The sequence below is a fragment of the Oceanibaculum nanhaiense genome (genome assembly GCF_002148795.1).
Taxonomy (GTDB): Bacteria; Pseudomonadota; Alphaproteobacteria; order Oceanibaculales; family Oceanibaculaceae; genus Oceanibaculum; species Oceanibaculum nanhaiense.
In genome coordinates this window covers 54,719-80,089 of the sequence record NZ_MPOB01000001.1, presented here as the reverse complement: position 1 = coordinate 80,089, position 25,371 = coordinate 54,719, and the positions used below count along the sequence as shown (strand labels likewise).

The following is a 25,371-nucleotide window of genomic DNA, read 5'->3' as shown; positions in this document are numbered from 1 at the left end:
GGAACCATCATGGCTGACAGCTTCGACCTCGTGGTGATCGGCAGCGGCCCCGGCGGCTATGTGGCGGCGATCCGCGCCGCGCAGCTTGGCATGAAGGTCGCGTGCGTCGAGAAGCGCGCCACCCTCGGCGGGACCTGCCTGAACACCGGCTGCATCCCGTCCAAGGCCCTGCTCGCCGCCTCGGAGAAGTATCACGAGGCGGAATCCGGCCTGGCCGCCTTCGGCGTCGATGTCGGCAAGCCGAAGCTGAACATGAAGCAGATGATGGCGCACAAGGACGGCGTCGTCGCCGCCAACGTCAATGGCGTCGCCTTCCTGTTCAAGAAGAACAAGATCGAGCATGTCATCGGCACCGGGTCCATCCCGAAGGCCGGCGAGGTGCTGGTGACCGGCGAGGATGGCAAGAAGCGCACGCTGAAGGCCGGTAAGATCCTGATCGCCACCGGCTCGGAATCGACCCCGCTGCCGGGTGTGGAGATCGACGAGAAGCAGATCGTCACCTCCACCGGCGCGCTGGAGCTTTCTTCCGTGCCGAAGCATCTGGTGGTGATCGGCGGCGGCGTGATCGGGCTGGAGATGGGCTCGGTCTGGCGTCGCCTCGGGGCCGAGGTGACGGTGGTCGAGTTCCTCGACCGCATCGTCCCCACCATGGACCAGGATATCGGCAAGCAGTTCCAGCGCGTGCTGACCAAGCAGGGTTTCAAATTCATGCTGGGCAGCAAGGTGACCGGCGCCAAGACGGCGAAATCCGGCGTCACCCTGACGGTCGAGCCGGCTGCCGGCGGCAAGAAGGAAGAGCTGAAGGCGGATGTGGTGCTGGTTGCCATCGGCCGCCGCCCCTTCACGCAGGGCCTCGGCCTTGAGGCGCTGGGCGTGGCGATGGACAAGCGCGGCTTCATCCAGGTCGATGATGACTACCAGACCAGTGTGAACGGCATCTACGCCATCGGTGACGCGATCCCCGGCCCGATGCTGGCGCACAAGGCGGAAGAAGACGGCATTGCCGCCGTCGAAATCATGGCCGGCGAGGCCGCGCATGTGGATTACAATCTGGTGCCGGGCATCGTTTATACCTGGCCGGAAGTCGCCTCCATCGGCAAGACCGAGGAGGAGCTGAAGGCGGCCAAAATCGAGTACAAGGTCGGCAAGTTCCCGTTCACCGCCAATGGCCGCGCGCGCGCGATCAACATGACCGACGGGCTGGTGAAGATCCTGGCCGATGCCAAGACCGACCGGGTGCTGGGCTGCCACATCCTGGGCGCCGAGGCCGGCACGCTGATCCACGAGGTCGCCACCGCCATGGCCTTCGGGGCCTCTGCCGAGGACATCGCCATGACCTGCCACGGCCACCCGACCCTCAACGAGGCCGTCAAGGAAGCCGCCCTCGCGGTTCACGGCCGGCCGATCCACATCTGAGGCGGGTCATCTATACGGAACAGAAAACCCCGGCCATCGTGCCGGGGTTTTGCTTACGCATTTTCCTGCTTTTTGCCGCACTCTCTGTCCGTCACCCCCGCACGTGTTGCGGGGGTCCATGTCTCGGCTTGCTGGAAGTCGCCAGAGTGGGTTGAACCCTGGATTCCCGGGACGCCCATGGGGGACAAGCCCGGGAATGACGGACAGAAAGGCCGTAGCCCTGCTTACAGCGGCCAGAAATACAGCAGTGCGGGCAGCGCCACGCACAGGATGACCCCATCCAGCGGCAGGCCCATGCGCCAGTAATCGCTGAATTTGTAGCCGCCCGGCCCCAGGATCAGCGCGTTGTTCTGATGGCCGATGGGGGTGAGGAAGGCGCAGGAGGCAGCCACCGCCACCGCCATCAGGAAGGTGTCGGGATTGACGTCCAGTGCAACGGCGATGCCGGCGGAGATCGGCGCCATCACCAGTGCGGTCGCGGCATTGTTCATCACGTCGGTCATCACCATGGTGACGACCATCACCAGCAGCAGCGTCACCGCCGCCGGCATGCCGCTGGTGACGCTCACCAGTGTCTCGGCCAGCAGGCTGGCGGCGCCGGTGGTCTCCATCGCCTGGCCGACCGGGATCATCGCCCCCAGCAGGACGATCACTGGCCAGTCGATGCTCTCATACAGATCGCGCAGCGGCACGCTGCCCAGCCCGATCATGCCCAGCGCGGCAATGCCGAAGGCGATCGGCAGGCTGATGAAGCCGGTCGTGGCGGCGGCCACGGCGGCGGCAAACAGCGCGACCGTGGCGAAGGCCAGGCTGCGGTTGCCGGCCTGCAGCTTGCGCGGTGCCAGCGGCAGGCCGCCCAGCTCCTGGATGATGTCGGGCAAGCGGTCGCTCTCGCCCTGCAACAGCATCACATCGCCGACCTGGAAGCGGAAGGAGCGCAGCCGCCCGCGATAGGGGCGGCCCTGGCGCGAGACGGCCAGCAGATTGACCCCGAAGCGCCGGCGCATGCGCATCAGGGCCGGGGTGCGGCCGATCAGCGGCGAATCCTGCGCCACCACCGCCTCCATCAGGGTCATGTCCTGGGCGCGCAGCCGGTCCTTGCGGTCGCCCGGCTCCGCGTCGCCGTCCTGCTCTTCCTTCTCCGGCGTGCCCGGCAGCTTCAGCTTGAAGATGTCGGCGACCCGGCCCAGCGCCTCGGGCGCCGCCTCGACCAGCAGCACATCGCCCGGCTGCAGAATCTCGTCGCGCCGCGCGGCCAGCACGAAGCGGTTGCCGCGCGCCAGGCCGATCAGCACGGCATCGACCTCATCAATCTCCTGTTCCAGCTCCTGGAAGCTACGGCCGATCACCGTCGATTTCTCGCCGACATTCATTTCGGTAACGTAATTTTCCATGTCGAACAGCTCGAGCGAGGTCGCTGCCGTGCGCCGGGCCTTGGGGATCAGGCGCCAGCCTATGGTGGTGACGAAGGCAATCCCGGCCAGCGCCACCAGCCCGCCAACCGGCGTGAAGTCGAACATGCCGAACGCGCCATTGCCGCTATCGGCGCGATAGGTGGCGACGATGATGTTGGGCGGTGTGCCGATCAGCGTCACCAGCCCGCCGAGGATAGAGGCGAAGGAAAGCGGCATCAGGATCGTTGCTGGCGAGCGCTTGGCGTTCAGGGCCGATTGGATCGCCGCCGGCATCATCAGGGCCAGCGCGCCGACATTGTTCATCACCGTGGACAGCAACGCCGCCAGCCCGGAAAAGGCGGAGATATGGGTGAAATTGGTGCGCGTGGCCGGCTGGATCAGGCCGGTCAGCATGTCCACCACGCCGGAATTGGACAATGCCCGGCTGATGATCAGCACGGCGGCCACGGTGACGGTCGCCGGGTGGCCGAAGCCCATGAACGCCTCGCCCGCCGGCACCAGGCCCAGCACGGTCGCCGCCATCAGCGCCGCGAAGGCGACGATGTCGAAGCGCCAGCGGCCCCAGATGAACAGCGCCATCACCACGGCCAGCAGGGTGAAGATGCTCGTGACCTCGAAATTCATGCGGCGTGCGTCCTTTCGGGTTGTACGGCAGGCATGGTGCGGCCTCGCGGTTGCGGGCGCAATGGGCGCGGGAAAGGATGAAACGAGCAAGGGGGGCGGTCGGTTGCCTTCAGGCGACCCAGAAACGCCGGCTGAACAGCACCAGCACGGTGAAGAATTCCAGCCGTCCCAGCAACATGCCGAAGGACAGCAGCCATTTCGCACCATCGGGAATGGTGGCGAAATTGCCCGATGGCCCGACCACCGGGCCAAGGCCGGGGCCGACATTGCCGATGGCCTGAATGGCGGCGGTGGAGGCTGTCAGCGCATCCAGCCCGAACAGCGTCAGTGCGATGGACAGCGCAATGCAGCTTGCCGCGAACATGAAGATGTAGAGCAGCACGGCGCGCGCCAAATCGTCGGTGATCGGCGTGCCGCGATAGAAGGGCACATTCACGCTGTGCGGCAGGATCAGGTTGCGCACATAGCTGCCGAACAGCTTCACCGCGATGTCCAGGCGGAACATCTTGATGCCGCCGGTGGTGGAGCCGGTGCAGCCGCCCACAATCATCAGCAGGAACATGAACACTATGACGAAGCCGCCCCACAGCGAGTAATCGTCCGAGGCGAAGCCGGTGGTGGTGACGACCGAGGTGACATTGAAGCTGGCCGAGGTCAGCGCCTCGCCGAACGGTATATCCCTGGTAACGGCCAGCCACAGCGCGATGGACAGGCAGACCAGCACCAGGAACACCAGGAAGGCGCGCACCTGCCGGTCGCGGAACAGCAGCATCGGCCGGCCCATGATCGCGCCGATATACAGCGCGAAGGGCAGCGCGCCCGCGATCATGAACAGGATCCCGACCCAGTGGATCGCCGGGCTCTCGAAATAGCCGAAGGAACTGTCATGGCTGGAATAGCCGCCGGTGGATAATGTCGTCATGGCGTGGAGCACGGCGTCGAAACCACCCATGCCGGCGGCCCAATAGGCCAGCCCGCACAATACCGACAGGCCCAGATAGACCAGGCCGATGGCAATCCCGAGCCGCCCGACAGACGGCAGAACCTTTTCCGAAGTGTCCGAGGATTCGGTCTTGAACAGCTGCATGCCGCCGATGCGCAGGAATGGGAAGATCACCATGCTCATGCCGATGATGCCGATGCCGCCCAGCCATTGCAGCAGCGAGCGCCAGAGCAGCAGGCCCGGCGGCGCCGTGTCCAGCCCGGTCATCACGGTGGAGCCGGTGGTGGTGAGGCCGGAGATCGTCTCGAACAGGGCGTCGGCCAGGTCCATCCGGTAGTCCGACAGCATGAAGGGCAGCGCCGAGAAGAAGGCGCTGGTTGTCCAGGCCAGCGTGGTCAGCAGGAAGGCCTGTTGCCGGCGCAGCACCAGCGGCATGCCGCGCGTGGTCAGCACCAGGCTGACCCCGACGAAGCCGGTGATGACGGCGGCGGCGAGGAAGCTCATCCAGTCCGTATTGCCGTCCGCCAGATCGACAACGACCGGAACCAGCATGGCGGCGCCGAGAACCGTCAGCAGCCAGCCCAGCACGAACAGGATGGGACGCAGATTGAGAGCAGGGGACAAGAGTCCAAACCCGGCAGTGATACCGAAGCGGCGGGAGCATCTGCCTGTCCGCCGGAGATTGCAAGTCTGTAAGGCGATGATACGGATGTGGGCGCTAGGCGGGTGGTCTGCTTCGGCATAGGATCGCCTCCCTTTCCGACCCTGTTCCGATGCCAGCCAGCGATACAGCCAGCATGCGCCAGCAAGACACCGCCGCCGACCTTGCCCCCATGAATCGCCGCGTCTGGGCGTTGGCCGGGCCGATCATCCTGTCGAACATCACGGTGCCGCTGATTGGCGTGGTCGATACGGCGGTGGTCGGCCATCTGCCCTCGCCACACTATATCGGCGCGGTCGCGGTCGGCGCGCTGGTGTTCAACTATCTGTTCTGGAGCTTCGGCTTCCTGCGCATGGGCACTACCGGCCTGGCGGCGCAGGCGGCCGGTGCGGGCGATACCGACGAGGTGCGCTCGACCCTGGCCCGCGCCCTGCTGCTGGCCGGCGCGCTGGGGCTGGCGGCCATTGCCCTGCAGGTGCCGATCCTGTCGCTGGCGCTGGGCCTGATCGATGCCAGCGCGGCGGTGACGGCAGAGGCCGCGGCCTATTTCGAGATCCGCATCTGGTCGGCGCCGGCGGCGCTGGCAAAATTTGCGCTGATCGGCTGGTTCCTGGCGCTGCAGAAGGCGCGGGTGACGCTGGTCATGCAACTGGCGATGAACCTGGTGAATCTTGTGCTCGACCTGTTGTTCGTGCTGGGCTTCGGCTGGGGTGTGGAGGGGGTCGCGGCGGCCAGCGTGATCGCCGAATATGCCGGGCTGGCGCTGGGCCTCATCGTCATGCGCCGGCTGCTGGCGGAAATGGGCGGCAGCTTCCGCCGCGCCCTCATCCTCGATGCCGTGCGGCTCCGGCAGATGGTGAAGGTGAACCGCGACATCTTCATCCGCACGTTGTGTCTGCTGACCGCCTTCGGCTATTTCACCGCGAAGGGCGCGTCGATGGGCGACATCACGCTCGCGGCCAACGCCATCATGCTGCAGTTCCAGGCGATCATGGCCTATGCGCTGGATGCCTTCGCCCATGCCGCCGAGGTGCTGGTCGGCCGCGCCGTCGGCAGCCGCGACCGGGCGGAGGTCCGCCGTGCGGTCCGTACCTGCTTCCTGTGGGCGCTGATCTTCGCGGTGCTGTTCGCGCTGGCCTGGCTTGCCGTGGGGCCGGCACTGGTGCGCGTGCTGACCGGCATCGAGGCGGTTCGCCTCGCCGCCTATGCCCTGCTGCCCTGGGCCATCGCCGCGCCGCTGCTGTCGGTCTGGGGCTACACCTTCGACGGCATCTTCCTGGGGGCCACGCGCACGGTCGAGGTGCGCAACGCGATGATCGTCTGTCTGGCGCTGTGCGTGGCGCTTGGCGAGGCGTTGATCCCGCTCTGGGGCAATACCGGCCTGTGGGTCGCTTTCATGGGTTTTCAGGCGGCGCGCGGCGTGGCCATGGCGCTCTATTACCCGCGCGTTGAGCGGTCGATCACGCTGCGCTAGGCCGCATGCGGCGTTTTGCCGCGGATATGGTGCTGGCTTTTGTCATCTTTCCTGACAATTGCTCTCCCTATTAAGCCTTTTTTATGAAAGCCCGCCTTATCCTCGTCAAGGAATAGGAATGTAATGGCTGAGCCTTCGCCGTACAGGTCAGGGCATCGCAGCCTGGGGCCCCGGGGCGAAGATACGGAGAACGCCCGTTATGAACGACACGGCAGAGACCGACCGGATGACCGTTACCAACCGCCGCTCCCGCGCGTGGCTGTTCCGGCTGACCGGATTCGGGCTGCTGGGTGTTCTGGCGATCGGCCTCGTGACATTGGGGGCCAGCGCCTTCCTGTTCGGCGCCGGCGACAGCGTGCGGGCGCAGGAGGCGAAGTTCTTCCGCATCGCCACCGGGTCGACCGGCGGCTCCTATTTCCCGATCGGCACCTCCATCGCCAATGTGATCAGCAGCCCGCCCGGGGCGCGTCCGTGCGACCGCGGCGGCAGCTGTGGCGTGCCCGGTCTCATCGCGCTGGCCAAGACCACCGGCGGCTCGGTCGAGAATGTCCGGCAGATCGCCGGGGGCGAGGTGGAATCGGGCCTCAGCCAGGCCGATATCGCCTATTCGGCGCTGAACGGCACCGGCATCTTCAAGGGCGAAAAGGGCGGCGAGAAGCTGCGTGCCATCGCCAGCCTGTATCACGAGGCGGTGCATCTCGTGGTGCGTGCCGATTCCGGCATCGAAACGGTCAAGGATTTGCGCGGCAAGCGTGTCTCGCTGGGCGAGAAGGGTTCCGGCACGCTGGTCGACAGCTTGATCCTGCTGAAGGCGTATGGCCTGACAGAAAAAAGCATGAAGCCGGTCTATCTGCAGCCGGGCGCCTCCGTTGACAAGCTGGTCGAGGGCGAGATCGACGCGCTGTTCCTGATCGCCGGATCCCCTGCCGCCGCCATTGCCGAGCTGGCGCAGCGGCTGCCGGTACGGCTGGTGCCGCTGGCCGGACCGGCGGTGGACAAGGTGCTGAAGAACTACCCGTTCTTCCAGACCGGCACGATCCCCGAGGGCGCCTATGGCGATTTGCCGGCCACCGAGACGCTGACCGTCGCCGCGCTGTGGCTGGTCTCGGCCGAGATCGATGCGAATCTGGTCTATCAGATCACCCGCGCCCTGTGGCACGAGAATTCCCGCGCCGCGCTGGACAAGGGGCATGCCGCCGGCAAGTTCATTCAGCTGGAAACCGCGCTGGACGGCGTGCCGGTGCCGCTGCATCCGGGGGCGGAGCGCTTCTATCGGGAGGCCGGGCTGCTGCCCGCCGAGCCGCAGGAAGCGCCGCGCACCCAATAGGGCGCCGCAGCCTCACTCATCCTGCCGTCAGATGGCCTGCCGTCAGGCGACCTCCTGCTCGATCATCCAGGGTTCCTTCTTCGCGGCGGCGATCCAGGCCTGCATTTCCGGCATTTCCAGAATGGTCTGGCAATAGGCCTGGGCATCCTCGCCGAGGGCCGGACGGTAGGTGTTGAAGCGCAGCACGACCGGCGCGTACATCGCGTCGGCAATCGTGAAATGGCTGAACAGAAAGCCGGTATCGCTCCCGAAACGACGACGGCAATCGCGCCAGATCGCGCTGATGCGGTTGATGTCGTCCTGTACGCCGGGCGCCATGCCGCGGTCGGGCATGCTCTCCCGCGCATCCATCGGCATGTTCCGCCGCAGCGCCTGGAAGCCGGCATGCATCTCAGCCGATACGGCGCGTGCCACGGCGCGTGCCGCCGGATCGGCCGGCCACAGCTTCGCGTCGGGATAGGTTTCCGCCAGATATTCGCAGATCGCCAGGCTGTCCCAGATCACCAGATCGCCGCGTTTCAGCGCCGGTACCTGGCCGGAGGGAGCGTGACGCAGGATCTGCTCCTTGCTGTTCGCCTGGTCGAGCGGGATCACCTCCTCGGTGAAATCCTCGCCGGTCATCTTTAGCGCCAGCCAGGCGCGCAGCGACCAGGAGGAATAATTCTTGTTACCGATGACGAGCGTGATGCCGTCCCCAGCTTCCGTAATGTCGCTCATGCCTCTCACTCCCTCTCGATGCCCGGCCTTTCGGCTAGGTTTTTCGATTTACCGTGCCGCCATATCGCGGCCAAGGCAATCTTCATCCCGATGCGCGCCATAGCGCCGTCGATTCGTTAACGCTTTGCAGGCGGCGCGGTTCGCGCCATCCTTGCGGCCGCCTTTCCTCAAGCTGGGAGAACCGACGTGCCGAGCTGTTTTGCCAACCGCGCCAATGCCGATACAAGGATTTTGCTGCCGGTCTTCACGACGGACTACAAGACATGGCTCAAGGAACAACCCGCCGAATGGCAGGCCTGGCTGGCGGCGACCGGCTTCAAGGGTGAGGCCGGCGAGGTCGGATTCCTCCCCGCAATAGATGGGCCGCCCATAAATGGGAAAGAAAAACGGCCAGCGCAAGTCGTGATCGCCGTCGAGGCGCCCTGGACTGTCTGGTCGCTGGCGGGGCTGCCGGCCAGCCTGCCTGAGGGGCGCTTCCGGCTGGAGGCCGATCTGACCCCGGACGAGGCGACGCGGCTGGCGCTGGGCTGGGCGCTGGGCTGTTATCGCTTCGCGCGCTACCGCAAGAATGACCGGCCGGCGGTGGAGCTGGTCTGGCCGGCGAAGGCCGACCGCAAGCGGGTGGAGAGCATGGCCGCCGCGATTGCCGAGGTGCGCGACCTAGTGAACATGCCGGCCGGCGACCTCGGGCCGGAACAGCTTGCCGAGGCCGCGCTCGATCTTGCGAAAAGCTTCAAGGCAAAGGCGAAGGTGACAGTCGGCGAGGCGTTGCTGAAGCACAACTACCCGGCGATCCACACGGTGGGCCGGGCTGCCGAGCAGGCACCGCGGCTGATCGATTTCAGCTGGGGCGACAAGAGTGACCCGAAGGTCACGCTGGTCGGCAAGGGCGTATGCTTCGATACCGGCGGGCTGGACCTGAAGCCGTCCGGCGGCATGCTGATGATGAAGAAGGATATGGGCGGCGCGGCGCAGGCGCTGGGGCTGGCGCGGATGATCATGGCGGCCGGCCTGAAGCTGCGGCTGCGCGTGCTGATCCCGGCGGTGGAGAATGCGGTTTCCGGCAATGCCTTCCACCCGATGGATATAATCCGGATGCGCAACGGTCTCAGCGTGGAGGTTGGCAACACCGATGCGGAAGGCAGGCTGATCCTGGCCGATGCGCTGGCCGAGGCGGATAGCGAGAAACCGGCGCTGCTGATCGATTTTGCCACCCTCACCGGCGCTGCCCGCGTGGCGCTGGGACCGGACCTGCCGGCCTTCTACTGCAATGACGAGGAAACCGCCGGCGGCCTGCTGGCGGCGGCGGAGCAGGAGACCGACCCGTTCTGGCGCCTGCCGCTCTACCAGCCCTACAAGCGCATGCTGAAGAACAAGATCGCCGATCTGTCCTCGACCGGCAGCGGCGGCTTCGCCGGTTCGATCACGGCGGCGCTGTTCCTCCAGCATTTCGTATCCGAGACGACCCCCTGGGTGCATTTCGACGTCTATGCCTGGAATCCGTCCGATCGGCCGGGCCGGCCGGAAGGCGGCGAGGCGCAGGCAATCCGGGCGGTTTTCGCCTATCTGGCCGGCAGGTACGGCAAGGGATAAACCGGGTCCCCAAGATTTCATTTTGCGGATGGAGCAAGAGCGGCTATTCTTCAGTACGTTACCGTAATGATAACGGCGGCTTTTGCGCAGACATGACCATTACGCAGACGACCATTACGCAGACACAGGCTCTCGACCTCTGGCGCCGCGCTCTCCTGGAGAGCGTGCGGGCGGATGCGCCTGACCTGTCGTCGCGCCAGATGGCCATCCTGCTGACCGTCTATCTGACGCCGCCGCCGCACACCGTGCGCGGCCTTGCCCAGACGCTGAGCATCTCCAAGCCGGCGGTGACGCGTGCCCTCGACCGGCTGGGCGAGCTTGGCCTGCTGAAGCGCCGGCCCGATGAGACCGACCGGCGCAGCGTGCTGGTGCAGCGCACCGTCAAAGGCTCGGTCTTCCTGTCGGATTTTGCCGGGCAGGTAATGGGGGCGGCGCAGCAGGCAGCCAGCGGCGGCATGGAGCCGTCCGTCGCTGTGGCCGGCCTGGGCCAGCCAGCGGCGAGCTTGCCGCACTAACGCGTGGAAGAGCATTCCGCCCAGCCCAAGGCCTGGCGCGACCACCCTCTTTTCCAGCGCCTTCGTGACCTGTCCGTCCTGCCGCTCGATACCGCGCGCCGGTTTCTGCAGCATGACGGCATGATGCGGGCGAGTGCCATCTCCTTCAGCAGCCTGTTCGCCCTGTTCCCTTTCCTGATCTTTCTGACGGCGCTGGCCGGCGCCGTCGGCAACAGCACGCAGGCGCTGAACTTCGTTTCGCTGAGCCTCGCCAACCTGCCGGACGAGGTGGCCGAAACGCTGCGCCCGGTAATTTCCGAGGTGGTGGGCGGCGACAAGGGCGGCATCCTGACGCTGTCCATGCTGGCCACGCTGTGGACCGCAGGGTCCGGCGTCGAGGCGCTGCGTGACGCGCTGAACAGCGCCTATGACGTGGAGCAGCTGCGCTCCTTCTGGCTGCGCCGGCTGCAGGGGGCAATCATCGTGATCGCGGCGGCGCTGGTTATCCTGTTCACCATGAGCGGCTTCGTCTTCCTGCCGTTGCTGTGGGAGCCGCTGACCAGCTGGCTGGATATCCGAGACGCCAGTTTTGCCGCCATCAGCACGGTACAGGGCCTGTTTGCCGTGCTGCTGGTGCTGACCGGCGTGACGCTGCTGTACCGGTTCCTGCCGAATGTGCCGCAGCGCCTGGCCGAGGTGGTGCCGGGCATGCTGCTGGCCGGGCTGCTGTGGTTCGCCCTGCTTTTCGGCTTTTCCTGGTACCTGTCCAGCTTCGGGCGCTTCGCCGTGGTCTATGGCAGCCTGGGCGGGATCGTCATCACGCTGCTGTTCTTCTACCTGTCGGCGGCGACCTTGATCCTGGGGGCGGAGTTCAATGCCGCGCTGCGCATCCGCCGCCTGGCGCGGCATAGTGCGCTGGCAGCGGGGGAGCAGGCGGCGGTGCGGAATACGGATACGCCCCAGCCGCCAAATCAGCAGCCCGATCAGTAGCCGGCGCTGCGATCCACAACATAGGCCGGCGGCTGGCCGGCCCGGGTGCGCAGGATGTTGTCGGCGACCTGCTTGGCGCCGGTGCGCGGGTTGGTCAGCGCCGCCGCGTGTGGCGTGACCAGCACCTTCGGATGTGCCCAGTAGGGATGGCTGGCGGGCATCGGCTCCTCGCGGAACACGTCCAGTGCCGCGCCGGCGATATGGCCGGAATCGAGCGCGGCGATCAGATCCTCGTCCACCACATGCTTGCCGCGTGCGGAATTCACGATGAAGGCGCCTGCCGGCAGCGTTGCCAGCAGCTTGGCGTCGATGATGTTCTCAGTCTGCGGCGTCAGCGGCAGCAGGCAGCACAGAATATCGGTACGCTTCAGGAACGGTTCCAGGCCGTCCTGGCCGCTATAGCATTCCACGCCCGCGATCTGTTTCGGCGTGCGGCTCCAGCCGGCGGTGGGGAAATCCAGCGCGGCGATCTTCTTCGCCGCATCCTCGCCCAGCGAGCCGAGGCCGAGAATGCCGACGCGGCGCTTGGCGGTGTCCGGGAAGGGCAGCGTGTCCCATTTCTTCTCCGCCTGCTGGCGGGCATAGATGTCGCCCTGGCGGTGGAAGCGCAGCACCTGCAGCAGCACATACTCGCTCATCGCCTGCGCCATCCAGGGATCGACGAGGCGGGTGATCGCTACGCCTTCCGGCAGGTCGGGATCGCGGAAGATGTGATCGACGCCGGCCCCCAGCGAGGCGATGCAGCGCAGATTCGGGAATTTGTGGAACTCGCCGGCCGGCATGCCCCAGACCAGCGCGAAGTCGATATCGGCGGGATCGCCGTAATCCGGCCAGACCCGGAAGTCGAGATCGGGGATGTGCGTCCGCAGCTCCTTCTCCCAGCGTGCGGCGGAATCCGAATTAGACTTGAACAACAGCGCCATGATCTCTGCCCCCGATCCTTGAGAAGTTGTTCAGGTCTTTAACACGTCCCCCTCTACCGCTTCCAGATCGAAGGCGGCTTTCAGCAAAGCTTTCGTATAGGGCTGCTGCGGGTGCTCGAAAATCGCCTCCGCCGGCCCGTGTTCGACCGTCTTGCCGTTGCGCAGCACGATGACCCGGTGCGCCATGGCGCGCACCACGCGCAGATCGTGGCTGATGAACAGATAGGCCAGCCGGTGCCGCTGCTGCAGCCCGCGCAGCAGATCGACGATCTGGCCCTGCACGCTCATGTCGAGCGCGCTGGTCGGCTCGTCCAGCACCACCAGCCGGGGTTTCAGCACCATGGCGCGGGCGATGGCGATGCGCTGGCGCTGGCCGCCGGAAAATTCATGCGGATAGCGGTGGCGCCAGGCCGGGTCCAGCCCGACCTCCTCCAGCGCCTGACAGATCATCCGCTCACGCTCGGCCGAATCCGCTGCCAGCCGGTGCACCGTCAGCCCCTCGCCGACGATCTCAGACACCGAAAGACGGGGCGACAGGGCCGAGAACGGGTCCTGGAAGACGATCTGCATCTCGCGGCGCAGCGGGCGCATCGCGGCATTGCCCTTGCCGGCGATATCCTGTCCCTTGAAACGGATGGCGCCCTGGCTGCGCTCCAGCCGCAGCAGCGCCAGCCCCAGCGTGGTCTTGCCGGAGCCGGATTCGCCGACGACGCCCAGCGTCTCGCCCTCGCGGATATCGACATCGACGCCGTCCACCGCCTTCACATGGCCGACCGTGCGGCGCAGCAGGCCGCGCTTAACCGGGAACCAGACACGGACATCCTGGCCTTCCAGGACCAGCGGCGCGCCTTCCGGCATCGGCTGTGGCGCGCCCTTCGGCACCGCGCCCATCAGCTTGCGCGTATAGGCGTGCTGCGGATCGTCGAAGACATTGCCGACCGGCCCTTCCTCGACGATCTCGCCTTCCGTCATCACATAGACCCGGTCGGCGATCTTGCGTACCACGCCGAGGTCATGGGTGATGAACAGCATCGACATGCCGGTCTCGCGCTGCAGCTTCTTCAGCAGCGCCAGGATCTGCGCCTGGATGGTCACGTCCAACGCCGTCGTCGGCTCGTCGGCGATCAGCAGTTTTGGCTCGTTGGCCAGCGCCATGGCGATCATCACGCGCTGGCGTTGCCCGCCGGACAGCTGGTGCGGATAGCTGGCGAGGCGCTGCTCGGCATCGTCGAGGCCGACCTGGCGCAGCAGCTCCAGCACGCGCAGCCGCGCCGCATCGTTCGACAGGCCGCGATGCACGAACAGGATTTCCGAGATCTGCTTCTCCACCGTGTGCAGCGGATTGAGCGAGGTCATCGGCTCCTGGAAGATGATCGAGATGTCATTGCCGCGCACCTTGCGCAGCGCGGCCAGGTCCTGATCCAGCAGCTCCACCCCTTCGAAGCGGATGCTGCCGCCGGGGTGCTGGGCTGTCGGATAGGGCAATAGCTGCAGGATGGACAGGGCGGAGACCGATTTTCCGGAACCCGATTCACCGACCAGCGCCACCGTCTCGCCCTGGCCGATCTCGAAGGCGATGTGCTTCACTGCGCGCACAGTGCGGCCCTGCACGGTGAAATCGACCGACAGATTATGCACCTGAAGCAAAGGCTTTTCGGTCGATTTGTCGGCCATGGGCGCCGTCATCGCCCCGCTCATCGCAGGGTCTTTCGCGGGTCGAAGGCGTCGCGCACCGCCTCGCCGACAAAGATCAGCAGGCTCAGCATGACCGCCAGCACCATGAATCCGGTGATGCCGAGCCAGGGTGCCTGCAGGTTGGATTTGCCCTGCGCCAGCAATTCGCCCAGCGAGGCCGATCCCGGCGGCAGGCCGAAGCCCAGGAAGTCCAGCGAGGTCAGCGTGGTGATCGAGCCGTTCAGAATGAAGGGCAGGAAGGTCAGGGTCGCCACCATGGCGTTGGGCAGCATGTGGCGGACCATGATGGTGGCGTTGGAGATGCCGAGCGCGCGGGCGGCGCGGATATAGTCGAAATTCCGCGCCCGCAGGAATTCCGCGCGCACCACGCCGACCAGCGTCATCCAGGAAAACGCCAGCATCAGGATCAGCAGCCACCAGAAATTCGGCTCCACCACGCTGGCCAGGATGATCAGCAGATAGAGCACCGGCAGACCCGACCAGATTTCGATGAAGCGCTGGAAGATGAGGTCGAGCCAGCCGCCAAAGAAGCCCTGGACCGCACCGGCGGCAATGCCGACGACCGAGCTGAACAGGGTCAGCGTCAGCCCGAACAGCACCGACAGGCGGAAGCCGTAGATCAGCCGCGCCGCCACGTCGCGCGCCTGGTCGTCGGTGCCCAGCCAGTGGTTGGCGTCGGGCGGCGATGGGGCGGGGCCGGGCAGGTCGGACGCCACCGTGTCGTAGCTGTAGGGAATCAGCGGCCAGATCGCCCAGCCCTTCTCGTCGATCAGCGCCTTCACCTCGGGGTCGGTATAATCCGCCTCAGTCGGGAAGAAGCCGCCGAAGGTGGTCTCCGGATAGGCCTTCAACACCGGCGCATACAGATCGCCATCGTAATAGACCAGCAGCGGCCGGTCGTTGGCGATCAGCTCGGCGCACAGGCTGAAGGAGAACAGGGCGAGGAACACCCACAGCGACCAGAAGCCGCGCTTGTTCGCCCGGAAATTCTGCAGCCGCCGCCGGGTCAGCGGGCTGATGCGCAGGCCCAGGAAGCGGTCTTCCGGGGTGGCGATGGCGGGCGCGAAGCCGGTGCCGCCTGGGGTGCCTGGACTGTCCGTCATCGTCCTAGACCTCCCGGCTTTCGAAATCGATGCGCGGGTCGATCGCGACATACATCAGATCGCCCACCAGGTTCAGCAGCAGCCCCAGCAGGGTGAAGAAATACAGTGTGCCGAACATGATCGGGTAGTCGCGGTTGATCGCCGCCTCGAAGCCCAGCAGCCCCAGCCCGTCGAGCGAGAAGATCACCTCGATCAGCAGCGCCCCAGTGAACAGGATGCCGATGAAGGCGCTGGGGAAGCCGGCGACCACGATCAGCATGGCGTTGCGGAACACATGGCCGTACAGCACGCGGTTCTCGGTCAGCCCCTTGGCCCGCGCGGTCATGACGTACTGCTTGTTGATCTCCTCCAGGAAGGAATTCTTGGTCAGCATGGTCAGGCCGGCGAAACCGCCGATCACCATGGCGGTGATCGGCAGCACCAGATGCCAGAAATAATCCAGGATGCGCGCCGGCCAGGACAGATCTTCCCAGTTGGCGCTGGTCAAGCCACGCAGGGGGAACCAGTCCAGGAAGCTGCCGCCGGCGAACAGCACGACCAGCAGGATCGCGAACAGGAAGCCCGGAATGGCGTAGCCGACAATGACCACGGCGGAGGTCCAGACATCGAAGGCGGTGCCGTCGCGCACCGCCTTGCGCACGCCCAGCGGAATCGAGATCAGATAGACCAGCAGCGTGGTCCACAGCCCCAGCGATATCGACACCGGCATCTTGTCCAGCACCAGATCGACGACCCGCTGGTTGCGGAAGAAACTCTCGCCGAAATCGAAGGTGAGGTAATTGCCGATCATCAGCACGAAGCGTTCCAGCGGCGGCTTGTCGAAGCCGAACTGGCGCTCCAGATCCTGGATCAGTTCCGGTGGCAGGCCGCGCGCGCCGCGATACTGGCTGGCGCTTTCGCCGCCGCTGTCCCGTCTGGACTGGCTGTCGGTCGCTTGCGTCTGCTCGCCGCCGCCACCGGTGATGCGCGCCGTGGCATCGACGGCGGTACCCCGGATTTCCGCGATCATGCGTTCGACCGGGCCGCCGGGGGCGGCCTGCACGATGACGAAATTCAGCACCATGATCCCGAACAGCGTCGGGATCATCAGCAGCAGGCGTCGGACGATATAGGCCAGCACGGGCGTTACCGGGCCGGCTAGTTGCTGCTGCGGCGGCGGGAGGCGTTCACCACCTCCGCCTTTGCCGGGTCGATCCACCACAGATCGAGGAAGCCCAGCGCGTATTTCGGTGCGATCTCAGGCTGCGCGAACTTATCCCAATAGACCGTGCGGAAGGCCCGGATATGCCAGTGCGGCACCACGTAATGGCCCCACAGCAGCACCCGGTCCAGCGCACGGGTGCGGGCGATCAGGCTCTCGCGGTCGGGCGCCTGGATTACCAGGTCGATCAGCTGGTCGATCACCGGGTCGGCAATGCCCGCGGTGTTGCGGCTGCCCGGTTCGTCGCGCCGGCTGGAGCCCCAGAAATCGCGTTGCTCGTTGCCCGGTGACAGCGACTGGCCCCAGCCTTCCACGGTCATGTCGAAGTCGAAATTGTCGGTGCGGTTCTGGTACTGCGCGGTGTCCACCGTGCGCACGCTGGCCTCGATGCCCAGCCGTTCCAGATTCTTGGCATAGGGCAGGGCGATGCGCTCGAAGGCCGGGCTGCTCAGCAATATCTCGAAGGCGAAGGGCTGACCGGCCGCGTTCACCAGCTTGCCGTCCTTGACCTGCCAGCCGGCCTCCTGCAGCAGGCCCAGCGCCTTCCTCAGATTGGCGCGGTTGTTGCCCGAGCCGTCGGTGACCGGCGCCTTGTATTCGGTGGTGAATACCTGGTCGGGAATTTGGCCGCGGAAGCCTTCCAGGATTTTCAGCTCCTCGCCCTCCGGCAGGCCGCGCGAGGCCAGCTCGGAATTGGAGAAATAACTCTCGGTGCGGCTGTAGGCGCCGTGGAACAGCGCCTTGTTCGACCATTCGAAATCAAAGGCATAATTCATCGCCTGGCGCACGCGGGGGTCGCTGAAGATCGCCCGGCGGGTGTTCATCGCGAAGCCCTGCATGCCGGTCGGCAGCTCATGGGGGATTTCCCGCTGCACCACCAGCCCCTGGCGCTGGGCAGGGAAATCATAGGCGGTCGCCCATTCCTTGGCGCTGTTCTCCTGGCGGAAATCATAGGCGCCGGCCTTGAAGGCCTCGATGGCGACGGTGGCGTCGCGGTAGTAGTCGAAGCGGATGCTGTCGTAATTATGGCGGCCCTTGTTGACCCCCAGATCCTTGCCCCAGTAGTCCGCCACCCGCTCGTAGGTGATGGCGCGGCCGGGCTCGAAGCTGGCCACCTTGTAGGGGCCGCTGCCGGGGATCGGCTCCAGCGTCGTGCGCTCGAATTCCCTCGGGTTTTCCGGGTCGGTGAAATAATGCATCGGCAGCACCGGCATCTGCCCGATGATCAGCGGCAGTTCCATGTTTACCGTGTCGCCGAAGCTGAATTTCACCTTGTGCGGTCCCAGCGCCTCGGCCTTCTGCACATCGGCGTAATAGGCGCGGTAGAACGGGGCGCCCTTGGCTTTCAGCGTGTCGAAGGTCCAGACCACATCCGCCGCCGTGACCGGCTTGCCGTCATGGAAGCGGGCCTCGGGGCGCAGCGTGAAGGCAACCCATTTGCGGTCGGCCGGCACTTCGATGCTCTCGGCCAGCAGCCCGTATTCGGTGAAGGCCTCGTCATAGCTGCCGGTCAGCAGCGTATCGAAGGCGAGGCTGAGGCCGGCGGCGGAAACGCCGCGCAGGATGAAGGGGTTCAGGCTGTCGAAGGTGCCGATGGCGGCCAGGATGACCTCGCCGCCCTTCGGGGCGTCCGGGTTCGCATAGTCGAAATGCCGGAAATCCGCCGGATATTTGGGTTCGCCATGCAGGATGATCGCGTGGCTTGTCGTCACCTCCTGCGCGGCGGCAGGTAACGTCAGGGCGGGCAGCGCCAGCGGCAGAACGGGCAGCAGCAGGAGAAGGAAGCGGGCGAGCGTCGGTCGCATGGGCTTGTGGGACTCCTCTCCGAAGGACGGGCCGGACTGGTATCCGGGTAACCGGCTTTAACGGCGATATAATGGCAGATCGCGCGCGATAAAGGAGGGAGGCGTACTAACTTCGCGTAAAAAAACCGCCAGGCGCAGTCGGAAGCGCCGGTTCAGCGGTTCAGCAGATCGAGGATCGTGGGCAGCAGGCGGCGGTCGCCGCAGGCCACTACGTCGAAGCTGCCGTCGCGGATTTCCAGCTTGTTGCCCTGCCAGTCGGTCAGGCTGCCGCCGGCATTCTCGATGATCGGGGCGAGCGCCACCCAGTCATAGAGCTGCAGCGAGGATTCGATGGCGATGTCGATGAAGCCGCTGGCCAGCAGGCCGAAGCCGTAGCAATCGCCGCCCCAATGGATGAATTTGCAGGCATTGCCGACGCGCTCGAAGGCGGCGTACTTGCCGTCCTTGAACATGTCGGGCGAGGTGGTCTGCAGCATCGCGCCGGCCAGCCCGTGCTCGGCGGTCCGGGTGCGCGCCGGTATGCCGTTCAGCGTGGTCGGATGGCCGGCACCGCCCACCCAGCGGTCATTGATGATCGGCTGGTTGATGACGCCCAGCACGGGTTCTCCCCGGTGCAGCAGCCCGATCAGCGTGCCGAACAGTGGCTTGCCGGTGAGGAAGGCCTTGGTGCCGTCGATCGGGTCCAGAACCCATACCCATTCGGCGTCGCGGCGCACGCTGCCATGTTCCTCGCCGATGATGCCGTGCTCGGGAAATTCCTTCTCGATCAGGGCGCGCATCGCCGTCTCGGCGGTGCGGTCGGCGATGGTGACCGGGCTTTCGTCGGCCTTGTCCTCGGCCTGCACGCCGCTGCGGAAATAGCGCTGGGCGACATCGCCCGCCGCGTCGGCCAGCTGGCCGGCGAAGCGGACGAAGGAATCAGGACAGGAAGCGGTCACGGGCGCGGGTTTCTCGACGGTAGGAGTCTTACGGCAGCGGCGCCGGATTGTCGGACAGCGACCGCAGATAGGCGATCAGGTTGGCGCGGTCCGAATCCTTCTTCAGCCCGGCGAAGTTCATCTTCGTGCCCGGCACATATTCCTTCGGGTTGAAGATGAAGCGGCTGAGGCTCTCGTAATTCCACTCGCCCTCGGCCGAGGCCATCGCGTCGGAATAGGCGAAGTCGCCGAGATGCGCCTTGTCGGCATTCACGATGTCATAGAGGTTCGGGCCGACACGGTTCGGGCCGCCCTTCTCGAAGGTGTGGCAGGCGGTGCAGCGCTTCACCAGCGCCTCGCCGGCCGAAGCGTCGGCAGAGGCCAGCATCGGCGCGATCGGCTCCGGCCACTGGAATTCCTGCGGAGCGGCGGCCGTGGCGGTGGCTTCCTCGGCAACCTCGACCTTGTAGGCATTTTCCTGCAGTGGCTTCGGCGCCACCAGCATATGCCCCAGGAAACCGGTCACCATGAACAGCAGGGCGCCGATGAGGATACCGGCAGCGGCCTTGTTCAGTTCAAGTGTTGACATGGGGAGACCTCGTCACGTCCCGTATTGCTTTTCCAGAGCGCGGGAGATTAGTGATTCCCGGCGCGCGTGTCCAAAGGAAAGCCTCGGCGCCGGTGAATCTTGGGGAAATCCGGCGCTGTGCTGTCCCTTGAGGCACCGATATATCGTCTTTCGCCGCCGACGCGACGCAAAACCGTCCTCGCGCCGGCGATTTCGCTGCGGCATTCTGTCGCGCATTGTCGGTCGATCGTTGCAGAAAGCTGTTCCAAATCATGCCTCATGCTCCCGTTTCCTCCCAGGTTTCGCGCCCGGTGGTGATCATTCCGGCCCGCATGGCCTCGACCCGGCTACCCGGCAAGCCGCTGGCCGAGATCGCCGGGCAGCCGATGATCGTGCAGGTCTGGCGCCGCGCGGTGGAGGCCGGCATCGGCCCGGTCTGGGTCGCCGCCGCCGAGCCGGAGATCGCAGAGGCGGTCGAGGCGGCGGGCGGGCAGGCGGTGCTGACCGACCCCGACCTGCCGTCAGGCTCCGACCGCATCTGGCAGGCGCTGGTGCGGATCGACCCGGAAGCCGCGTTCGATGCGGTGGTGAATGTGCAGGGCGACCTGCCGACGCTGGACCCGGCCATTGTCAGGCGGGCCTTCGATCTGCTGGCCGATCCGGCGGTCGATATCGGCACGCTGGCGGCGCCCATTACCATCGCCGAGGAGCGCACCGCCAGCCAGGTGGTGAAGCCGGTGGTGTCATGGAATGCCACAGGCGAGACCGGCCGCGCGCTCTATTTCACCCGCGCCACGGCCCCCTGGGGCGAGGGCGAGCTGTTCCACCATATCGGCCTCTATGCTTATCGCCGGGAGGCGCTGGCGCGCTTCGTGGCCTTGCCGCCCAGCCAGCTGGAGCTTCGCGAGAAGCTGGAGCAGCTGCGCGCGCTGGAGGCCGGCATGCGCATCGAGGTGGCGCGCGTTGACACGGTTCCGCTCGGCGTCGATACTCCCGCCGACCTCGACCGGGCCCGGCAACTCCTTGCATCCGCCCGCTAAATCAGGGCCTGTCATGACGCAATCGACCAACATCATCGCCTTCCAGGGCCTGCCCGGCGCCTTCTCGCACATGGCCTGCCGCGCCGCCCGTCCGGACATGGAGGTGATGCCCTGCGCCAGCTTCGAGGACATGCTGGAGGCGGTGTCCAGCGGCACGGCTGATCTCGCCATGGTGCCGGTGGAGAATTCCGTCGCCGGCCGGGTCGCCGATATTCATCATCTGCTGCCGGAATCCGGCCTGCACATCATCGGCGAGCATTTCCAGCGTGTAGAGCTGACGCTGCTGGCCGCGAAGGACGCCACCATCGAGGGGCTGCGGCAGGTGCGCAGCCACGCCATGGCGCTGGCGCAGTGCCGCAAGCTGATCCGCGAGCTGAAGCTGAAGCCCGTCGTCCATCCCGATACCGCTGGCGCCGCCGCCGAGATCGCGGAGCTGCACGATCCCGAGGTCGCCGCCCTGGCCTCGCCGCTGGCCGCCGATATCTACGGGCTGAAGGTGCTGCGCGCCAATGTCGAGGATGCCGCGCACAACACCACGCGCTTCCTGATCATGGCGCGCCAGGGCATCGTGCCGCCAATGGACGACCAGCCGGTCGTGACCACCATCGTGTTCGCCGTGCGCAGCGTGCCGGCGGCGCTGTACAAGGCGCTGGGCGGCTTCGCCACCAACGGCGTGAACCTGACCAAGCTGGAAAGCTACATGGTCGGCGGCTCCTTCGAGGCGGCGCAATTCTATGTCGATGCCGAGGGGCACCCGGAAAGCCAGTCGATGCAGCACGCGCTGGAGGAGCTGAAATTCTTCTGCCCCAAGGGCGCGGTGAAGATCCTTGGCACCTACCCGGCGAACCCCTATCGCCAGATCGCCAAGCAGAACGGGCGCTGATACAGAATACATAGTTAGTCATTCCCGGCCTTGTGCCGGGAATCCAGGGTTCAGCTTACTCGGCCGATGACCTAGTTAGCGGAGGCATGGACCCCCGCAACAAGTGCGGGGGTGACGGTCTCAGAAGTGGTTGGGCTACCAAAAAATCTGACTCCGCCGCGCTAACGCCTCACGCGTCTTCGGCCAGCCAGTCCTCGATCAGCCGGCGGGCGATGGAATCCGCGCGCGGCAGGCGCTGGTTCACCCCGTCGAAATCCCGCATCTCGGCGCGCGAGAACCAGCGCGCATCGGCCAGCTCCTCCCTGTCGATGGTGATGTCCGTGGTCTCCGCCGTGGCGTAGAAGCCCAGCATGATCGAGGAGGGGAATGGCCAGGGCTGGGAGGAGTGATAGCGCACGTTGGAGATTTTCACGCCGGCCTCTTCCTCGACCTCGCGGGCGACCGCCTCCTCCAGGCTCTCGCCCGGCTCGACGAAGCCGGCCAGCGTCGAATACATGCCCTCGGCGAAGCGCGGGGAGCGGCCGAGCAACGCCTTGCCCTCATGCTCGACCAGCATGATGACGGCGGGGTCGGTGCGCGGGAAATGCTCGGTGGCGCAGTCCGGATTGCTGCATTTCAGCACATGCCCGGCCTTCTTCGCCAGGGTCGGGTGGCCGCACAGCCCGCAGAAGCGGTGGCGCAGATGCCAGTACATCAGGCCGCGGGCATAGGCCAGCAGCGAGCCCTCCTCGCGCACCATCAGCGGACCTACCGCGCGCAGATCGACGAAATTGGCGCGCGGCCCGGCCAAGGCGATGCGGCGCTGCGCCTCCTCCTCATCCAGGTCGGAGACATCGAGCGCGATATAGGTCACGCCGTCGCGTACGCCCAGCAGCGCCGTATGGCGCTTGCCATCCATCAGCGCGCGCGCGGCTTCTGGCTCCAGCAGCACCGGCTTCGGCTCGTCGCCCTCGGCCACCAGATTGCGGTTGCGCCAGATCGGCACCAGCCGGGTCTCCGGCTCCATCAGGGTGTGTTCCAGCCATTCCTCGCGCTGGCGCAGGGCGGCGGCGCGGTCCAGCCCGCCATAGGCGTAATAGTTCATTCGCGGCATGGATGTTTCCCGGGGTGCTCTAGGGGCAGATCATTCTTGTGCAAACGAGCATAGCGCAATCGGACCGGGGTGCCAGCAACCCTTACGCGGCAGGCGAAGCTCTCAGCGGGCAGCGCTCCAGCCGTTCCAGCGTCTTGCCAGCGAACCGGCAGACTGACAGCGCGCCGATTCTTCCGGCAATGGCAAGCCCGTCTGTATTCCAGCTCTCCGCCGCCTGCCGTGCCGCATCGATGCCGGAGAAGGCGCCGATCGTGAGATGCGGCTGGAAAGGAAGATCGCGGCGCAGCGCCGCCGCCAGCGGGCCGCCATACAGGGCGGCATGCAGCGTGCGCATTGTCGGCTCCCCCTCCGCTGGCAGCAGATAGAGATGGGTAGTGCCGGGATGCAGCGGGTCCAGTACGGCGGCGGCGTCGCGCAGCACGAAATCGATGGCCGGCGTGCGGCCGGCAATGGCCGCGATATGCGCGCGTTCCGCCGCCTCGTCGATGGGGAGATGCGGGAAGACAAAAGTGACATGCGCCGGGACGAGAGGATGCTGGGGATCGTGGGCGGCGCGGAAGGCATCGATCCGCGCCCGGTCGGCGGCCCGGAGTTCGACTTCCGCCATCGCCAGCAGCAGCGGGGCAGTCATGGCGCCTCCCTCGTCAGTATGCGCATGCCGCCGCCCTTGCATCCGGCGGGCTCATGCGCGATATAGGGGCCGGGAGGCTGGCGCGGACGGAGTCCTCGCCAACCCGGTCAGGTCCGGAAGGAAGCAGCCGTAACGAGTTTCGCTTCGGGTCGTTGCCAGTCTCCTTTTCAGGAAAGAAACCAGCGGCCCCAAACCGGCTGCCCAAAACCGGCGGCCTGTGCGGCTTATCCCCTGCGGATCAGCGTACCGGCGCCGTGCTCGGTGAACATTTCCAGCAGCACCGCATGCTCGCCGCGCCCGTCCAGGATGACGGCGGCGTCCACCCCGCCTTCCACCGCCTGCACGCAGGTCTCCACCTTGGGGATCATGCCGCCCTGGATGGTGCCGTCGCGGATCAGCCGGTCCACATCGGCCAGCGTCAGCTCGTCGAACAGCCTCTTGTCCTTGTCCAGCACGCCGACCACGTCGGTCAGCATCAGCAGGCGGCTGGCGTTCAGCGCACCGGCGATGGCGCCGGCGGCGGTGTCGGCGTTGATGTTGTAGGTCTGGCCGTCCTCGCCGATGCCGACCGGGGCGATGACCGGGATGAACTTGGTGTCGTTGAAGACGCGCAGCACCTCGGTGTTCACCTTCATCGGCTCGCCGACGAAGCCCAGATCCAGCACCTTCTCGATGTTGGAATCGGTCTTCTGCCGGTGTTCCAGCTTGCGCGCCTCGATCAGGTTGCCGTCCTTGCCGCACAGCCCCACGGCCTGGCCGCCGGCGGCCTGGATGGCGCTGACGATCTGCTTGTTGATCGAGCCGGCCAGCACCATCTCGACCACCTCGACGGTGGCCTTGTCGGTGACGCGCAGCCCGTCGATGAACTCGCTCTGGATCTGCAGCTTCTTCAGCATCTCGCCGATCTGCGGGCCGCCGCCATGCACCACCACCGGGTGAATGCCGACCTGCTTCAGCAGCACCATGTCGGCGGCGAACAGGGCGGCCAGCCGCGCGTCGCCCATGGCATGGCCGCCATATTTCACGACCACGGTGCGGCCGGCATAGCGGCGCATATAGGGCAGTGCTTCCGACAATACCTTGGCGGTGGAGAGCCAGTCGCGCGGGCTGATGCTGGGGGCGGACGGAGTCTTGCTGGTCATGGCGCGGCGGTCCCTCATTGGCGGTCTTGCTGTTTCGTCAATGGCTAGCAGGCGCGCGTTACACCTGCAAGGCGAGCGTGGCCAGTTCGGCCCGCAATTCGGGAATGCCATCCCCGGTATTGGCGCTGGTCGGGAACAGCACGGGATAGGCGGCAGTGTGTTTCGCCAGCTCGGCGGTCAGCTTTGCCAGCGTCGCTTCCAGCTCGGCCGGCTTGGTCTTGTCGGTCTTGGTCAGCACCACCTGATAGACCACGGCGGCCTGGTCCAGCAGCGCCATCACCTCGCGGTCATTATCCTTCAGCCCGTGCCTTGCATCGACCAGCAGGCACACCCGTCGCAGCGAGACCCGGCCGCGCAGATAATCCTTCACCAGCCGGGTCCAGTCGCGCACCTGCGTCTTGGAAACCTTGGCGAAGCCGTGGCCCGGCAGATCGACCAGCAGCATCCGGCGGCCGAGATCGAAGAAATTGATCTGCTGCGTGCGGCCCGGTGTGTTGGAGGTGCGGGCCAGCGTCTTGCGGCCGGTCAGCGCATTGATCAGGCTGGACTTGCCGACATTGGAGCGGCCGGCGAAGGCAATCTCCGGCAGGCTGTCGGGCGGCAGCCGGTCAAGCGTTGTCGTTGCCGCCACGAAGCCGCATTCCTGCGCGAACAGCAGCCGTCCGGTCTCGATGGCGGCGGCTTTCTCGGCTTCGCTCTGTGCGGTGCTTTCCATC

22 protein-coding genes and 1 other RNA gene are annotated in these 25,371 nt (G+C 66.1%); 9 read left to right on the top strand and 14 right to left on the bottom strand.

The annotated features are described in order from the left end of the window. Positions 1–9 precede the first annotated feature (9 nt). On the top strand, positions 10–1,416 hold the full coding sequence (gene lpdA / locus BKM74_RS00355; protein ID WP_086463719.1) for a dihydrolipoyl dehydrogenase: 1,407 nt from the start codon (positions 10–12) through the stop codon (positions 1,414–1,416). A 224-nt stretch (positions 1,417–1,640) separates the two neighbouring features. Here lpdA and BKM74_RS00350 read toward each other — a convergent pair whose 3' ends face one another. Both BKM74_RS00350 and BKM74_RS00345 read right to left on the bottom strand, forming a co-directional pair. Continuing rightward, positions 1,641–3,455: an SLC13 family permease gene (locus BKM74_RS00350; protein ID WP_086463718.1), complete on the bottom strand. Its 1,815-nt coding sequence runs from the start codon at positions 3,453–3,455 to the stop codon at positions 1,641–1,643. Between the two features lie 109 nt (positions 3,456–3,564). Further along, complete coding sequence (locus tag BKM74_RS00345) at positions 3,565–5,022, bottom strand: TrkH family potassium uptake protein (protein WP_086463717.1); 1,458 nt, start codon at positions 5,020–5,022, stop codon at positions 3,565–3,567. Between the two features lie 173 nt (positions 5,023–5,195). Here BKM74_RS00345 and BKM74_RS00340 point away from each other — a divergent pair, with 173 nt between their 5' ends. Next, on the top strand, positions 5,196–6,533 hold the full coding sequence (locus BKM74_RS00340) for an MATE family efflux transporter (RefSeq protein ID WP_245825679.1): 1,338 nt from the start codon (positions 5,196–5,198) through the stop codon (positions 6,531–6,533). Between the two features lie 199 nt (positions 6,534–6,732). Beyond that, positions 6,733–7,860: a TAXI family TRAP transporter solute-binding subunit gene (locus BKM74_RS00335; RefSeq protein WP_086463716.1), complete on the top strand. Its 1,128-nt coding sequence runs from the start codon at positions 6,733–6,735 to the stop codon at positions 7,858–7,860. Between the two features lie 42 nt (positions 7,861–7,902). Here BKM74_RS00335 and BKM74_RS00330 read toward each other — a convergent pair whose 3' ends face one another. Next, positions 7,903–8,577: a glutathione S-transferase family protein gene (locus BKM74_RS00330; RefSeq protein WP_086463715.1), complete on the bottom strand. Its 675-nt coding sequence runs from the start codon at positions 8,575–8,577 to the stop codon at positions 7,903–7,905. A gap of 186 nt (positions 8,578–8,763) precedes the next feature. Between BKM74_RS00330 and BKM74_RS00325 the strand changes: the two genes are divergently transcribed. From BKM74_RS00325 to BKM74_RS00315, 3 genes are all read left to right on the top strand, one after another. Continuing rightward, positions 8,764–10,170 (top strand): leucyl aminopeptidase family protein, encoded by a 1,407-nt coding sequence (locus BKM74_RS00325; RefSeq protein WP_086463714.1) that lies wholly within the window; start codon positions 8,764–8,766, stop codon positions 10,168–10,170. A 92-nt stretch (positions 10,171–10,262) separates the two neighbouring features. Beyond that, positions 10,263–10,685 (top strand): MarR family transcriptional regulator, encoded by a 423-nt coding sequence (locus tag BKM74_RS00320; RefSeq protein WP_086463713.1) that lies wholly within the window; start codon positions 10,263–10,265, stop codon positions 10,683–10,685. Between the two features lie 3 nt (positions 10,686–10,688). After that, positions 10,689–11,654, top strand: a complete 966-nt coding sequence (locus tag BKM74_RS00315) for a YihY/virulence factor BrkB family protein (protein WP_086463712.1) — start codon at positions 10,689–10,691, stop codon at positions 11,652–11,654. Here BKM74_RS00315 and BKM74_RS00310 read toward each other — a convergent pair. The 7 genes from BKM74_RS00310 to BKM74_RS00280 form a co-directional block, all read right to left on the bottom strand. Further along, positions 11,648–12,577 carry a 2-hydroxyacid dehydrogenase gene (locus BKM74_RS00310; protein WP_086463711.1) on the bottom strand — a complete coding sequence of 310 codons (930 nt, stop codon included), beginning with the start codon at positions 12,575–12,577 and terminating at the stop codon, positions 11,648–11,650. The two genes, BKM74_RS00315 and BKM74_RS00310, sit on opposite strands and share 7 nt — an antisense overlap. 30 nt (positions 12,578–12,607) lie before the next feature. Continuing rightward, positions 12,608–14,263: an ABC transporter ATP-binding protein gene (locus BKM74_RS00305; RefSeq protein ID WP_086464210.1), complete on the bottom strand. Its 1,656-nt coding sequence runs from the start codon at positions 14,261–14,263 to the stop codon at positions 12,608–12,610. Between the two features lie 8 nt (positions 14,264–14,271). Beyond that, positions 14,272–15,375 carry an ABC transporter permease gene (locus tag BKM74_RS00300; protein ID WP_245825676.1) on the bottom strand — a complete coding sequence of 368 codons (1,104 nt, stop codon included), beginning with the start codon at positions 15,373–15,375 and terminating at the stop codon, positions 14,272–14,274. A gap of 4 nt (positions 15,376–15,379) precedes the next feature. After that, positions 15,380–16,495, bottom strand: coding sequence for a microcin C ABC transporter permease YejB (locus BKM74_RS00295; protein WP_086463710.1), 1,116 nt, complete (start codon positions 16,493–16,495; stop codon positions 15,380–15,382). Positions 16,496–16,512: 17 nt separating this feature from the next. Next, on the bottom strand, positions 16,513–18,381 hold the full coding sequence (locus BKM74_RS00290) for an extracellular solute-binding protein (RefSeq protein ID WP_086463709.1): 1,869 nt from the start codon (positions 18,379–18,381) through the stop codon (positions 16,513–16,515). Positions 18,382–18,533: 152 nt separating this feature from the next. Further along, positions 18,534–19,319 carry a histidinol-phosphatase gene (gene hisN, locus BKM74_RS00285; protein WP_086463708.1) on the bottom strand — a complete coding sequence of 262 codons (786 nt, stop codon included), beginning with the start codon at positions 19,317–19,319 and terminating at the stop codon, positions 18,534–18,536. Positions 19,320–19,347: 28 nt separating this feature from the next. Continuing rightward, positions 19,348–19,887: a c-type cytochrome gene (locus tag BKM74_RS00280; protein ID WP_086463707.1), complete on the bottom strand. Its 540-nt coding sequence runs from the start codon at positions 19,885–19,887 to the stop codon at positions 19,348–19,350. 251 nt (positions 19,888–20,138) lie between these two features. Here BKM74_RS00280 and BKM74_RS00275 point away from each other — a divergent pair, with 251 nt between their 5' ends. Together BKM74_RS00275 and BKM74_RS00270 are read left to right on the top strand one after the other, a co-directional pair. Beyond that, complete coding sequence (locus BKM74_RS00275; RefSeq protein WP_086463706.1) at positions 20,139–20,906, top strand: 3-deoxy-manno-octulosonate cytidylyltransferase; 768 nt, start codon at positions 20,139–20,141, stop codon at positions 20,904–20,906. Positions 20,907–20,919: 13 nt separating this feature from the next. After that, positions 20,920–21,789 carry a prephenate dehydratase gene (locus BKM74_RS00270; protein ID WP_086463705.1) on the top strand — a complete coding sequence of 290 codons (870 nt, stop codon included), beginning with the start codon at positions 20,920–20,922 and terminating at the stop codon, positions 21,787–21,789. A gap of 169 nt (positions 21,790–21,958) precedes the next feature. Here the strand turns inward: BKM74_RS00270 and nudC are convergent, their stop codons facing one another. Together nudC and BKM74_RS00260 are read right to left on the bottom strand one after the other, a co-directional pair. Further along, positions 21,959–22,882, bottom strand: coding sequence for an NAD(+) diphosphatase (gene nudC / locus BKM74_RS00265; protein ID WP_086463704.1), 924 nt, complete (start codon positions 22,880–22,882; stop codon positions 21,959–21,961). A gap of 82 nt (positions 22,883–22,964) precedes the next feature. Then, a complete protein-coding gene (locus BKM74_RS00260) occupies positions 22,965–23,513 on the bottom strand; it encodes a 2'-5' RNA ligase family protein (protein ID WP_176342324.1) in 549 nt (182 codons plus the stop codon). A gap of 74 nt (positions 23,514–23,587) precedes the next feature. Here BKM74_RS00260 and ffs point away from each other — a divergent pair. After that, positions 23,588–23,678, top strand: an RNA gene (gene ffs, locus BKM74_RS00255) — signal recognition particle sRNA small type. Between the two features lie 59 nt (positions 23,679–23,737). On the opposite strand, the gene argB is transcribed toward ffs, so the two are convergent. After that, entirely contained in the window at positions 23,738–24,655 is a 918-nt protein-coding gene (gene argB, locus BKM74_RS00250) for an acetylglutamate kinase (protein WP_086464209.1), read from the bottom strand. A 58-nt stretch (positions 24,656–24,713) separates the two neighbouring features. Beyond that, positions 24,714–25,370, bottom strand: coding sequence for a ribosome biogenesis GTP-binding protein YihA/YsxC (gene yihA, locus BKM74_RS00245; protein ID WP_086463702.1), 657 nt, complete (start codon positions 25,368–25,370; stop codon positions 24,714–24,716). Position 25,371 lies beyond the last annotated feature (1 nt).